The following is a 13,886-nucleotide window of genomic DNA, read 5'->3' as shown; positions in this document are numbered from 1 at the left end:
AGGACAATGAGAATATTAATCGTGGACGACAATCCGACTAACGTCATTATTATTCGAGAGATCTTGAAGAAAGAGAAGTATCGGGACACGCTATCTGCATCTTCAGCGCTTGAAATGTTCGAGCATCTTGGCCTGGAAGATCACGGAAGGGCGAAGTGTCCCCGAAGAGCCGGGATTGACCTGATTCTGTTAGACATGATGATGCCGGAGATGGACGGAATCGAAGCTTGCCGTATTGTCCAGCAATACGATCATTTGAAAGATATACCCATTATTATGGTCACCGCCGTCGGCGATTCGAAGAAGCTTGCAGAGGCATTGGATGCCGGGGCCGTGGATTACGTGACCAAGCCGATCAATAAGGTAGAGCTCATGGCGCGTATTCGCCTCGCGCTTCGGCTGAAGCATGAGAAGGATTGGCATATTGAGAGAGAGCAGCGGGTCCAGGAGGAACTGAGGCTGGCGGCAAAGGTGCAGAACGCGGTGTTAAGCTCTCCGATTGAAGATGAATTGCTTGAAATTCACGCGCTATACCAGCCTTCGGCAGAGCTCGCCGGTGATTTATACGCGTGGTATCCGCTGGGAGATGGACGCTATGGCGTCATCCTGCTGGATATGATGGGGCATGGGATCACTTCGTCCCTCTTTTGCATGTTCATCGCTTCGGTCCTCAAGGACACGGTGACCACCTATGTTGAGCCGGAGAAGGTCATTCAGGAATTAAACCGCAGGTTCAACCAGCTGCATATCGAGGATCAATTGATCCAGTACTACTTCACGGCCATCTATCTGGTGGTGGATACCCGCCTGAAGCGGGTGGACTATGTAAACGCCGGTCATCCGCCCGCACTTTTCTTTGGGGAAGATGGAAGCGTCCAAACTCTGGATCAAGGCTGCTGCCCGGTCGGTCTGTTCGACCGGATTGACGAGATGGAGCCAAGAAGCCTTCATTACGAGGGCGACGGCCATTTGGTGTTGTACACGGACGGGATATTGGAACAGGTTCCGGGGGGGCATGACGAGAAGCTGGAAGATCTGAAGCAGCATTTGAGCGGCCCTCATCACTGGAGAGAGAACGAAGTCATGGAGCGCTATTTCGTCGACGATCCGTCCCAGGAACGTGAGGATGATAAATGTTTGGTCTGGATCACGCTTAGAGAGAGGGAGAGAACAGATTCATGAAACTTAGAAGCAAGTTAATTATCGGTTTTTCGACCTTGCTTGCCCTTATGCTCGTTCTTACATTGATCGGATACGACCGGGTCAGTTATATGAAAAGCCAGATGGATACGATATATGATGAGCGCTATGACAAGGTTCGGACTTCAAGCGCTCTTCGAGGTGAAGTCAATGACATGGCGCGTTTACTTACAAATGCGGTCATAAGCAATGATCAAGGCACCTTCTCCGTATCAAGGCAGCAGATTGAGACGATGACGGAGGAAGCATTCGAATATTTCAAGTCAATTAGTGGAACCGTCAATACCGCCGAGGAGCAGCAGCTCCTTACCCGGATTGATAAGGCGCTCAATGACTATATCGTGTATCAGAATAAAACGCTGGATCTGCTCTCGAAAGGCAGCTCGGCGGAGGCGAACACACTCCGCAACACCACGGGGCAGACCGTCCAGGAGGAGGCTCTGTCGAGCCTGAATGAGCTGAGTGCCTATCAAAATATGAAAATCTCCGACGATATTGCCGCCGCCCGGGCTGCCTATAACCGTTCGGTCCAAATCTTCATCTATATTATGGCAGGCGGGCTGCTGATCGGGCTTCTGGTTATAGCCTGGATCCTCCCAAGCATTACCCGAGGCATTAATGTGGTATCCATGATGCTGAAGAGCTTTGGGGAAGGCCGCCTGAAGGCGATCCGCCGCATCAAGGTAACGTCGAAGGATGAGTTTGGCGATGTGGCGCGCGTATTCAAGGAACTGTCCGATGACATTTTGGAGAAACAGCAAATTGAGCAATCCTATTTGCAGGCCCAGCAGGATCAATCCTGGATTAACTCGAACATGGCCAAAATGACGGAGCTGCTGCAGGGCATCCATTCGCTCGAAGAAGTCGGGCAGCGTTTCATTAGTGAATTTACGCCGGTGCTTGGCGCGCATTACGGCGCGATTTATATCCGCCAGGAGGACAAGCATCCCAACCGGTTGGAAATGAAAGGATCCTACGCGTACGAGGGAGATGGGGAGCCCAAGGATGCCTTCATGGTTGGAGAAGGGCTTGTCGGGCAGGCGGCGCTGGATAAGAAGCCGATTTTGCTGAATAGCCCGCCTGAAAGCTATATAAATATTCAATCGGCCTGGGGCGCCGCTAAACCAAGCTCCATTATGATTTACCCGCTGCTGTTCGAGGGTGAGGTGCTGGGGGTTGTGGAGCTGGCATCCTTTGAAGAGAGAACGGTGCTGCAGGAGCAGCTGATGTCCCAGCTTAGCGAGTCCCTCGGCATCATTCTGAATAATATTATGGGGCGTCTGCGGGTTGAACAGCTGCTTCGGGAATCCCAGGCGATGACGGAGGAGCTGCAGGTGCAATCCGAGGAGCTTCAGACCCAGCAGGAAGAGCTTCGCCGCACCAACGAAAATCTGGAGGAGCAGACGCAGGCCCTTAAGCGCTCGGAGGATTTGCTGCAGCGTCAGCAGGAAGAGCTGGAGCACTACAATACCGAGCTTGTAGCGAAGACGCGTGCGCTTGAAGAGCAAGTGCAGCAGGTCGAAGAGAAGAACTACGAAATCGAGAAGGCGCGCGAGCAGCTGGAGAAACAGGCGCAGCAGCTCGCAACGACAACGAAATACAAATCCGAGTTCATGGCGAATATGTCCCATGAGCTTCGAACGCCGCTGAACAGCTTGCTGATTCTCTCTCAGCTTCTGACCGAGAATAAGGAAGGAAATTTAAGCGAGAAACAGATCGAATATGCCCAGACGATCTATATGTCCGGTTCCGATCTGCTTAAGATGATCGATGAAATTTTGGACCTGTCCAAAGTCGACGCCGGCAAGATGGAGATCAATTACGAGGAGGTTCAGCTGCCGGAGATCGAAACCTTCGTGGAGCAGAACTTTGCAGCGGTTGCGGCCCGTAAGCAAATCGATCTTCGTGTACGCTTCGGGGAACGAATCCCGGAATCCATCGTAACCGACGGACACAGGCTGAAGCAGATTCTACGCAATCTGTTGTCGAATGCATTTAAGTTTACGACGAGCGGTTCCGTGGAGTTGAAGGTGGAGCTGGCGGATAAAGACCAGCTGCCGCCAAATCTGATTGCGGATGCCGACTATATTGCTTTCTCCGTGCAGGACACCGGAATCGGCATCCCGGCCGACAAGCAGGACTTGATCTTCGAAGCGTTCCAGCAGGTCGATGGCACGACAAGCCGCAAATATGGCGGTACCGGCCTGGGGCTGTCGATTAGCCGGGAGCTCTCACGGCTTCTTGGAGGCGGCATTGTGTTGGAATCGGCTGAGGGACAAGGAAGCTGCTTTACGCTGTTCCTGCCGACCCGCCTGCCTGAAGCAATCTCTCGGAGTAAGGGGGAGGCAGCGGCATCGATCGAGGCGCCAACGACCGAATTGGTAATGCCGAAAGCGAAGCTTGTAGCCAAAGAGGTTAGGCCAGCAGTCCAGGTTGACGACGACCGAACGAATTTAGGACCGACCGACAAGGTGCTCCTTATTATTGAGGATGATATCAAGTTTGCGAATATTTTGCTGGATATGGCCAGAGGCCGCGGCTTCAAAGGCTTGGTTGCCTTACAGGGCGACATCGGCCTGCAGATGGCCAAGTCGTATAAGCCGGATGCCATCATCCTAGATATCCAGCTTCCGGTCATCGACGGGTGGTCTGTCCTTGGCGAACTGAAGAGCTCGGCTGAGACCCGCCATATCCCGGTGCATGTCATTTCGGTCGTGGATGAAGTCAAGCAGGGGCTTATGATGGGCGCCATCGCTTATCTGAAGAAGCCATCGTCCCGTGAAGCGCTCGAGAACGCATTTACGCATATCGAATCGTATACGGAGAAATCGATGAAGCATCTGCTCATCGTCGAGGATAACGACGTTCAGCGCAATTCGATCATCGAGCTGATCGGCCACGATGACGTGTCCATAACGGCTGTATCCACAGGGGCCGAGGCGCTCAGCGAGCTGCGGAAGAAGCGATATGATTGCATGGTGCTGGATTTGATGCTGACGGATATGACGGGCTTTGAACTGCTGGATCAAATTCGTGACGACGAGGATCTGACGGATCTCCCGATCATTATATACACCGGTAAGGATCTGGATTCGAAGGAAGAATTGCAGCTCCGGAAATACGCAGAATCGATTATTATCAAGGATGTGAAGTCGCCTGAACGGCTTCTGGACGAAACAACGCTGTTCCTGCACCGGGTAGAGGCTGATCTGCCGGAGGACAAACGGAAAATATTGCAGAAGCTTCATAATAAGGAAGAGCTGTTTGAAGGCAAGAAGATTTTGCTCGTAGATGATGATATCCGGAATGTTTTTGCCCTCTCCAGCGTGCTTGAAGGATACAACATGGATGTGACGTTTGCCGAGAACGGCCGCGAAGCGATCGAGCTGCTTCAGGAGAATCCGGATTACGATCTGGTCTTGATGGATATGATGATGCCGGAGATGGATGGCTACGAAGCGATGCGCCGTCTGCGGGAAATGCCTGAGTTCGAGAAGCTCCCGATTATTGCCCTGACAGCTAAGGCGATGAAGGAGGATCGGGCGAAATGCATTGAGGCGGGAGCGTCCGATTATATGAAGAAGCCGATTCAAACCGAGCAGCTTCTGTCGTTGATGCGGGTTTGGCTGTATTCGTAAACGGCTTTTATGGGTAATGAACAAATAGCATAGAAGTCTGCGTTCAAAGAGCCGGTTTTTTCAGCACTTTGAACAACCTCTATAAACATTTGGAAAGCGGTGCAGAGGGTAATGTCATCTAAGGACCATACTGAATCAGAAATATGGAGAGAAGATAACGGCAAGGAGCTGGAGCAGATCGAGATCGAGCTGTTGCTGGAAGGCATCCATCGCTTTTACGGCTATGACTTCCGCAACTATGCCATCCCCTCCCTCCGCCGGAGAATTTGGCATCATGTCCATGCGGAGGGCGTACAGACCATATCGGCGCTCCAGAATAAAGTGCTTCATGACCGCGAATGCTTCCAGCGGTTGGTATATAATCTGTCGATCCCGGTAACGGAGATGTTCCGGGACCCGAATTTGTTCCTGACGTTCAGGCAAAAGGTCGTCCCGCTGCTTCGCACGTATCCGTACATTCGGATATGGCATGCGGGCTGCTCGACGGGCGAGGAAGTTTATTCGATGGCGATTCTTCTTCACGAAGAAGGGCTGTTCGAGAAGTCCCGGATCTATGCGACGGACATGAATTCCCGTTCCCTTCAGCAGGCCAAAGAAGGCGTGTTCGACATCAGACGGATGAAGCAGTATACGAAGAATTATATGGAGGCGGGCGGTACCCGTTCGTTCTCCGAATACTATACAGCGAAATACAATTCGGTTATTTTTCAACCTTTCCTGAAGAAGAACATGATTTTTGCAGAACATAACCTGGCAACGGATCGCTCCTTTAATGAATTCAATGTGATCTTTTGCCGCAATGTCATGATCTACTTCAACGACGAGCTTCGGAATCATGTACACGGACTCTTCCATGAAAGCCTGAGCCACTTCGGGATTCTGGTTCTCGGAGCGAAGGAGTCCATTCATTTCACGGATTATAGCGATTCGTACGAGGCGCTGGATCGAGTCGAAAAAATTTACCGGAAGATTAATTAGAAAGCTTTTCTAGGAGGATTCCATGGGGTTTCACGAACCGATTCATATATTGCTGGTAGATGATCGTCCTGAAAACCTGCTTGCCCTTGAGGCTGTTCTGGACAGCGAACAGTATACGCTGGTTAAAGCAACCTCGGGGGAAGAGGCTTTGAGGTACTTGTTGAAGTATGATTTTGCCGTTATTGTACTCGATGTCCAAATGCCGGGCATGGACGGGATCGAAACCGCAAGACTGATTAAGGCGAGAGACAAGACGAAGGATATCCCGATCATATTCATTTCCGCTAACAGCAAGGAAGCGGAGCATTTGTTTGCCGGTTATTCCGCCGGCGCCATCGATTATATGGTGAAGCCGTTTATCCCTCAAATCTTGAAATCGAAGATCGAGGGCTTTGTTGATATGTATCAGACGAATAAGCGGCTGAAGATTCAGTCGATGCAGCTGCATCAGAAGACGCAGGAGCTTGAAAAAATCAATCAAGAGCTGATCAAGGCCAAGGAAGAGGCCGAGATCGCCGCCAAAGCCAAGACGGAATTTCTGGCCATGATGAGCCATGAGATCCGCACGCCGATGAACGGCGTCATTGGCATGATCGATTTGCTGATGGATACCGATCTGGAGGAGGAGCAGCGGGAGTATGCAACGATTATCCGGAAAAGCGCGGACTCGCTGGTTGCCATCATTAACGATATTCTCGACTTCTCCAAAATGGAATCCGGCAAGATGGAGCTGGAGGAATATCCGTTTGATCTTCATTCCTGCGTACAGGAAGTGTTCGGCCTGTTCTCCGGTGAAGCGGCCAAGAAAAGTCTGGAGCTTTCCTATTACATTGAAGATTCCATTCCATCGATGGTTTTCGGCGATATGGGACGTCTGCGTCAGGTCCTGATCAATCTCGTCTCCAATGCCGTGAAATTTACGAATGAAGGCGGCGTCTATCTGGTCGTGTCGCTCACCCAGGCTGAGGGGGACCAGTTGACGCTTCAGTTTACTTTGAAGGATACGGGAATCGGAATTTCCGCCGAGAAGATGGACCGCTTATTCCAACCGTTCTCCCAGCTGGATTCCTCGATGACCCGCAGATACGGCGGCACCGGATTGGGTCTGGCCATCTGCAAATCGCTGGTTCAAATGATGGGCGGCCAAATCGTCGTGGAATCCAAGGAGGAACAAGGGGCGACCTTTGTGTTTACCATTTGTGTCCGTGCGCATGAGGAGGATAACCACCGTTTGCGGGAAGAGCAGCAGAACTCAAAGTACAGAGTGCGCGGAGTAAATCAACCCAGAATTATGATCGTGGACGACCATCCGATAAATCGCAAGCTGATGGACAGCATGCTTGGCAAGATGGGCCTTCGTGCAGATATGGCAGAGAACGGCAAGCAGGCTGTCGACCTCGCGGCCAGTTCCAAGACCTCCTATGATTTGATCTTTATGGATTTGCAAATGCCCGTCATGGACGGCCTTGAAGCGGCACGTCAGATCCGGGGGTTATGTTCAGAAGAGGACCGTCCGGTGCTTGTGGCCATGACCGCTAATGTGATGGACGGAATCCAGAAGCGCTGCCAGGAGGCCGGGATGGACGAGTACCTGAGCAAGCCGGTCAAATTCAGCTGCGTGGAGCAGCTCTTGTCCCGTTATATTCCTTGGGAATCGGAAGATCAGAGGATGCATGCTTCCCCGATACGGATTGGTAACGCATAGGGCTTGCAGCGGGTGCAGCAGGATCTGCGAATTCCCATAAATTAGCTTCGCCGCATTTGCTGCATTCTGATTCAACAAGCAACATATCGGGTTATGAAAAGAGAAAACAAATTTCGGGAGAGAGTGTCTATGAATACAAAAACGAATGATAAGTTCAATGCCAAGACTCATATGAATGATGGTGTATGCACCGTGTTTTTGAGCGGTGAACTTGATTTATCCGTCGCTCCTGATTTTCGGTTGGTCATGGAACCCCTTGTCGGCAACTCTGAAATAGACTTGATCGTCAACATGAAGGAAATGACATACATTGACAGTACAGGCATAGGTATTCTTCTATCGATCCTGAAAGCGAGACACGGCATGCAGGCCCGTTTTGCGGTTGAGGAAGTTCCGCCTCAAATTCAGAAGTTGTTTGATATGACGGGTATTGCGAAGTTCTTTCAGACATAGAAGAATTCCCATAGGAAAGGATCGAAAGAGATGAATTCAGATGTACAAACCGTAACACTGCGTTTGCCGGCCAATGCTGAGTATGTGGATATTGTCAGGTTGAATTTGTACGGGATCGCCTCGAAGATGGGGTTCTCGTATGAGGAAATTGAAGATATGAAGGTCGCCGTGTCCGAGGCATGCAACAATTCGGTACTGTATGCGTACGGGCAGGAAGGCGGCATGGTTGAGGTTCTTTTTCAAGTGGCCGATGAGTCGTTATCCATTACGGTCAGAGACGAAGGGGAGAGTTTTGACAGTGTGGGAACGGTTGGCAGCCCGACCCTCCATGATAAGGATCTCAGCGAGGTCCAGATCGGAGGACTCGGTTTCTATCTGATGGAGGCGCTGATGGATGAGGTGAGCGTAACGAACCAGACAGGGAAGGGAACCGAGGTTACGCTGACCAAGCGCCTTGCAAGAAGTGAGGAGCGGGTATGAGTGATAAGGCGACTCCCCCAGAGTCCAGAGATGAAGCCGTAGACTTAATACGGGAATATCAGCAGACGAAGGATAACGACGTTGCAACCGTGCTGATACAAAAATATGAGCCGATGGTAAAAATGGCGGCAGGCAAGATTGCCCGCAATCGCCCCGACCTGTACGAGGATCTGTACCAGGTGGGCCAGATGGCTTTAATTCGCTTGCTTCAACAGTATGATATCAGCTTAGGGATTCCTTTTGAGCCCTATGCCATGAAGAGCATGATCGGTCATATGAAGAACTTCCTCCGGGATAAGTCATGGTATATCCAAGTGCCGCGCCGGATCAAGGAGAAGGGAGCTTTGGTGCAGCAAGCCATCGATGAGTTAATGGTGAAGCTTGAGAGATCCCCTGATGTGAAGGAGATTGCGGAATACTTGGATTTATCGGTTGAAGAAACCGTCGAAGTGCTGGCCGGACGCGAATGCTATCATTATGTATCATTGGATTCTCCGTTATCCCAGGAAGAGACGGGGGCCACGCTTGGTGAATTAATCAGCTCGGATGTGAATGATTTCGATTCCGTGGAGAAGCGCATGGATCTTCAACAGGCGATGAGCCAATTGAAGGAACAGGAACAGAAGGTGCTGCTGTTGGCATTTCAGGAGGGACAGTCCCAGCGGGCAATTGCCCAGCGGCTGGGGGTATCGCAAATGAGCGTTTCCCGTATCCAGAAACGCGCAACGGAAAAACTGAAGCAGATCATGTCGAGCAATCTTTACTGATATGGACAAGCCTCGGGATGACAGAAGCAGAAGTAACGGCATATAAGGCATGCTTTCCCCTTAATGAGGATAAGCGTGCCTTTTTTGGAATTAATAAAGATATACGCTCATAAGTGGAGGTGGGAGATGATGCTAAGACCGGATCAAAGCGATGGCCGTGATGTATATTCAATTGCAGGAGGATGGACGTGGTTTGATGTCCGGACGAATGACTGGCTGTCTCCGTGGATCGGCGAGCTCCGGATGCAGTACCCCTACTCGGGGGAATGGTTTGACCTTGCCTCGTCTTTAAAGGGGCGGAATTACTTGTCCGTCCGCTTTAAAGGGGGAGTGGAGCCCGTTCTTATGGGCACGATGCTTTACCATGTTACGGAGGGGGCTCCGCAGGTCAGCCGTTCGGAGCAGTTTTATTTTTATGTGGAAGACGGGATTCTGATCACGGTTAATCTGGATGATTACACACGCAGTGCCATGGCTGAGGAGGACAGGAGATCGATGCTCCATCAGTGCGAGCGGCCGATCGATGGTCTCTGTGTTCTTGCCCGTACCATCCTGCATTATTTCCATGAGGGTATGGATCGTTTCGAAGGGAATCTTCGCCTTGTGGAGCAAGACATGCAGAAGCACAACCGGCGATCGCTATTGGACCGGATTTTGACAGCGCGGTTTGAACTGCTGGATTGGAACAACTTGTTCATTCCGTTTCAAGAGCTGATTGCGGCGATGAAGGAAGGATATCATGACAGCCTCGAAGGCAGCCGTTCTTTTCAGCAGCTTCGTCACCGGGTGGAGAGGCTTGAGCAGCTGTTCCGCCATTATGAGCGGGAAATCGATACGCTGGTATCGATTGATGATGCGGTGTCCAGCTTCCGGGGCAATGAGATCATGAAGACGCTGACGATCTTTACGGTCGTGTTTACACCCCCTACCGTGATCGGTGGGATCTGGGGGATGAACTTCGAAAATCTTCCAACCATTAAAACATCATGGGGATTTACCGTGATCATCCTGGTTACCCTTATATGGATGTCAGGCATCTATCTATGGATGCGGAGTAAGGGATGGACAGGGGATCTGCTTCGGGTGAAGTCCAGAGATAAAAATATATAAGATTCAAAATAACATCTACAAGATAACGAACAAAGGTCCCTTCCTAGGGCTTGCAGCCAACCTTAGGAAGAGACCTTTCGCTTTATGGGTTGCATGGAACAAAGGATAAGAAATCCGTCAACGCGGTTACCTTGCCTGATCGACATAGCCTTGCAGATCCGCTATAAAATCGCCGATCATCGGCACGTTGACGAAGAAGCTGAGAATGTAGCCGAGGAGACCGAGGACAAGCGCAGTGCCTAAGGTCAAGCCAAGCCCCCGGGCAAGCCCTGCCGTCAGATTAGCGATAATGCGTTTCTTGGGGTTCATGTAATTGTCGATCAAATCCTTCATCTCGGACTTTTCCAGAGTCCCCGCGATTTTGTCGAGCCGCGAGTTCAGCTTCTTCACCTCGTGCCGGAGCTCAAAGGGATGCTCCTGCACATCCTCAGGGACGGCAGCCTTCCGTTCTTCCTCTTTCGTCCGCGATTCGTAGCGCGGCCTACGCTCGCTTCGAGAAAGGCCGGCGAAACGCGACCCGCTATCATACGGATTTGCTTTACTCATGGATTTCCCCCCTTTCATGATGGGATATTCAATGAAGACATCTTTCGGCTGAAAAAAAAGCTTCCCGGCCGGAACAACAATGGCCAGCTTTAGTCAGCTGGCCATGAAGCGACCTAATTCGGCCGTATGTCGAAGGCTTAGTAATTCGTCGTTTGTTTCAAATCGCGGTTGACGTCGGAGGAGGTTTCCATCGCCTTGTCCTTCACATCTTGAGAGGCCTTGGATACCTCATCGGATACGTCCGCAGACGCCTCCTTGATACTGGACATCACGCTGCTCCGGCCTTCGTTCACTGTGGCCATGACTTCCGAGGCCTTGCTGCCCACGGTCTTGGCCAGCTCGGTTGCTTTATCGCTTACCGAACTGCAGACCTCTTTGGTTTTATCGGTCACGACACTCAGCTTCTCGGACAGATCCCCGCGAAGCTCACGTCCTGGCTTTGGTGCGAACAGCAGCGCTGCGGCAGCGCCCACCAACGCTCCGATAAATACACCTTTGAAAAATGGAGAGCCGCTTTGAACTGGATATTCTTGTTCTGTGTGATTCATAACTTTCACTCCTTTAAGTTAATATAATGTGGAATATGAATACGAGACTTTAGGCTGTGCGTCGTTTAAACAATTTGGCAACGAGGCCGAGCAGGAACACGAAGATGGCGGTTCCGATAACGGCTGGGACGATCGCAAATCCGCCAATGACAGGGCCCCAGGCTCCAAAGAGCCACGGTCCGATCCAGGCGCCGATGAAACCGGCGATCATGGACCCGACGATACCGCCCGGCATTTCATGACCAACCAGCGCATCTCCGATAATCCCGATGATAATTGCCATGACGATGCTAATAACTATGCCCCACATAAAATCGCCTCCTTTTCAGAGCAATGACTTTCGAGTGGGCTTGCTTATCTCGTATTTAAACGGGAGCCCTGACCGTGAAACAAGATCAACAACAATCGACAATGAAATTAATGTCCGCCCGTTGTGGAATTTTGGCTCATGCCATTTGCTGATATTTGTCTTATACTGAATACAGATTGGCAAAAATTCAGGTTCATTGTCGGATGCGCTGTCAATATGACTCAAAACCTATTCACATAGGAATGCGCTGTATACGGAATATAGAAGGAGTTCATGCTCATGGAAAATGTATTGGTTCAAGAATATCGGGCGGACATGGTGGAGTGCGCCCACAATGGACATATATGTATCGTGAATGAGGAAGGAGCGATACAGGCATATACGGGCGATCCGGGTTTTGTCGCGTTTACCCGTTCTTCCGCGAAGCCGCTTCAAGCGATTCCTGCCATTCGAGGAGGAATGGCGGAGTTCTACGGATTAACGGACGAAGAAATTGCCATCATGGTCGCTTCGCACCGCGGGGAGCCCCGTCATATTGAAGTGCTTCAGCAATTCGCGCGCAAGGTGAACATTCGTGAAGATCTTATGGTTTGCGCACCCAGCTGGCCGCTTGATGATGCAAGCAAGGAAAGCCTCCTGCGCACAGACGGAGACCGGAGCCGCTGGTATCACAATTGCTCAGGCAAGCACTACGGCATGCTCGCATATTGCCAAATGGCCGGTCTGCCTTTAAGCGGCTATGACCAGCCGGATCACCCGCTGCAACAGGAAATCCTAAGAACGATCGCCGATCTCGCCGGGCTTGCTCAAGGCGACATTCGCACGGGAACCGATGGGTGCGGGCTGCCGGTGTTCGCCATGCCGCTGCAGGCGCTGGCGACGGCCTACATGAAGCTGGCATGTCCTGACCGGATCAAGGACGAGGCAACAAGAGAGGCTGTGCTGACCATAACGTCTGCGATGAACGCATCCCCGTTCATGGTAGCCGGCAGCGGCAAGGTCGATACGGTTCTTCTGGAGGATAGCAACATTGTGGCGAAGGGCGGTTTTAAAGGAGTGTACTGCTTCGGTCTTAAGAAGGAAAAACTAGGTGTTGCCTTTAAAATCGTGGATGGATCGGAGGAGGAATGGGGCTGGATTGCAAAATCCATCTTGGAGCAGATCGGTTATGCCAATAAAGAAACCATTTCGCGCTTGGCGCAGGCATTCCCGACCGACATTCTGAACGACAGCGGCCGCAAGGTCGGCAGGGCGGAGACGGTCTTCAAGCTGGGCCACGGTCCTAGTCCGAACTGATTAGATCAATTTCCGCCGGGGTATTGATTAGTAAAACGGCGGAGGTGAACCGAGCATGATCAAAATCATGACGGCTGCGGAAAGACATACAACCCATCATAACGGAATACACGGTGAATTCAGCTTTTCCTTTGGAGATTATGTGGATCCGCATAATGAGCATTTCGGGAGCTTGCTGGCTCATAATGAATATAAGCTGGGTCCGCTGGAGGGCTTCGATCGAAGATTTCACCATGACCTGGTCATCGTTTATGTCGTGCTTGAGGGAATGCTGACGTATGAGGACGACACCGGCAATCAAGAATTGAAACCGGGGACCGTACATGTCGTAAACACGGGATCCGGCGTATATCATGCCGAGAGAAACAGCTCTCCCGCGGCGGATGTATCGTATTTGGAGATGTGGTTCCTGCCGGCCGAACCGGGTCTTCCATCCAGTTATCATGAAGGTGCTTTTGCAGGGCAGCCGCAGAATCCACTGTCTCCGATCCACATAACAGGAAGCGGGGCGGGGAGCCTGCCGATGACATTGGATGTGAAGATGTACAGCGGCAGGCTGGAGACCGGACATGAACTGACGTTGCCGTCCGAGGATCGAAGGATCCATGTATATGCCATTAGCGGCCATGTCGAAATCACGACGGAGGAAGGGGTGTTCGACCTTACCTCCGGAGATACCGCTCGAATTCAGAAATGCGATAAGGTCAAATTTCGCGGGAATGCGAGTGAAGGCTTCTCGGAGATGATGATCATTGACATGCCATAGGGATGAACCCAATAAGCCCCCGGTGCTCGTTTAGGACAGGTGAGCATCGGGGGCTTTGGTATGGTAAATGCGTTTATTCTGCAAGAGCG

The 13,886-nt window shown here is 51.3% G+C and carries 13 protein-coding genes; 10 read left to right on the top strand and 3 right to left on the bottom strand.

The features are described from left to right. Positions 1–6: 6 nt before the first annotated feature. The 8 genes from NST08_RS25270 to NST08_RS25235 all read left to right on the top strand — a co-directional run bounded on the left by NST08_RS25270 (position 7) and on the right by NST08_RS25235 (position 10,331). Complete coding sequence (locus tag NST08_RS25270) at positions 7–1,182, top strand: SpoIIE family protein phosphatase (RefSeq protein WP_007131678.1); 1,176 nt, start codon at positions 7–9, stop codon at positions 1,180–1,182. Beyond that, positions 1,179–4,838, top strand: coding sequence for a response regulator (locus tag NST08_RS25265; RefSeq protein ID WP_341342420.1), 3,660 nt, complete (start codon positions 1,179–1,181; stop codon positions 4,836–4,838). The genes NST08_RS25270 and NST08_RS25265 overlap by 4 nt, the downstream gene beginning before the upstream one ends. A 111-nt stretch (positions 4,839–4,949) precedes the next feature. Further along, positions 4,950–5,816 carry a CheR family methyltransferase gene (locus NST08_RS25260; protein ID WP_028405770.1) on the top strand — a complete coding sequence of 289 codons (867 nt, stop codon included), beginning with the start codon at positions 4,950–4,952 and terminating at the stop codon, positions 5,814–5,816. 22 nt (positions 5,817–5,838) lie between these two features. Then, complete coding sequence (locus tag NST08_RS25255; protein ID WP_213617149.1) at positions 5,839–7,521, top strand: response regulator; 1,683 nt, start codon at positions 5,839–5,841, stop codon at positions 7,519–7,521. Positions 7,522–7,650: 129 nt separating this feature from the next. Beyond that, the gene (locus NST08_RS25250; RefSeq protein ID WP_007131674.1) at positions 7,651–7,974 is read left to right on the top strand and encodes an STAS domain-containing protein; all 324 of its coding nucleotides are present in this window, start codon (positions 7,651–7,653) and stop codon (positions 7,972–7,974) included. Between the two features lie 30 nt (positions 7,975–8,004). Next, positions 8,005–8,454: an anti-sigma B factor RsbW gene (gene rsbW / locus NST08_RS25245; RefSeq protein ID WP_007131673.1), complete on the top strand. Its 450-nt coding sequence runs from the start codon at positions 8,005–8,007 to the stop codon at positions 8,452–8,454. Further along, on the top strand, positions 8,451–9,221 hold the full coding sequence (locus NST08_RS25240; RefSeq protein ID WP_007131672.1) for a sigma-70 family RNA polymerase sigma factor: 771 nt from the start codon (positions 8,451–8,453) through the stop codon (positions 9,219–9,221). The genes rsbW and NST08_RS25240 overlap by 4 nt, the downstream gene beginning before the upstream one ends. 129 nt (positions 9,222–9,350) lie before the next feature. After that, the gene (locus NST08_RS25235) at positions 9,351–10,331 is read left to right on the top strand and encodes a magnesium transporter CorA family protein (RefSeq protein WP_445933650.1); all 981 of its coding nucleotides are present in this window, start codon (positions 9,351–9,353) and stop codon (positions 10,329–10,331) included. 126 nt (positions 10,332–10,457) lie between these two features. Here NST08_RS25235 and NST08_RS25230 read toward each other — a convergent pair whose 3' ends face one another. From NST08_RS25230 to NST08_RS25220, 3 genes are all read right to left on the bottom strand, one after another. Continuing rightward, positions 10,458–10,877 (bottom strand): DUF5665 domain-containing protein, encoded by a 420-nt coding sequence (locus NST08_RS25230; RefSeq protein WP_028405773.1) that lies wholly within the window; start codon positions 10,875–10,877, stop codon positions 10,458–10,460. 137 nt (positions 10,878–11,014) lie between these two features. Next, the gene (locus tag NST08_RS25225) at positions 11,015–11,425 is read right to left on the bottom strand and encodes a YtxH domain-containing protein (protein ID WP_007131669.1); all 411 of its coding nucleotides are present in this window, start codon (positions 11,423–11,425) and stop codon (positions 11,015–11,017) included. A 49-nt stretch (positions 11,426–11,474) separates the two neighbouring features. Then, a complete protein-coding gene (locus tag NST08_RS25220; RefSeq protein WP_007131668.1) occupies positions 11,475–11,735 on the bottom strand; it encodes a GlsB/YeaQ/YmgE family stress response membrane protein in 261 nt (86 codons plus the stop codon). A gap of 279 nt (positions 11,736–12,014) precedes the next feature. On the opposite strand from NST08_RS25220, the gene NST08_RS25215 reads away from it, so the two are divergent. Beyond that, positions 12,015–13,031 carry an asparaginase gene (locus NST08_RS25215; RefSeq protein WP_007131667.1) on the top strand — a complete coding sequence of 339 codons (1,017 nt, stop codon included), beginning with the start codon at positions 12,015–12,017 and terminating at the stop codon, positions 13,029–13,031. Between the two features lie 55 nt (positions 13,032–13,086). Then, on the top strand, positions 13,087–13,797 hold the full coding sequence (locus NST08_RS25210; RefSeq protein WP_007131666.1) for a pirin family protein: 711 nt from the start codon (positions 13,087–13,089) through the stop codon (positions 13,795–13,797). The last annotated feature ends 89 nt before the right edge of the window (positions 13,798–13,886 follow it).

This window comes from Paenibacillus sp. FSL K6-1566, from assembly GCF_038050475.1.
Classification (GTDB): Bacteria; Bacillota; Bacilli; order Paenibacillales; family Paenibacillaceae; genus Paenibacillus_AQ; species Paenibacillus_AQ lactis.
The sequence above is the reverse complement of the archived record's forward strand: the minus strand, read 5'-3'. Positions and strand labels throughout refer to the sequence as shown.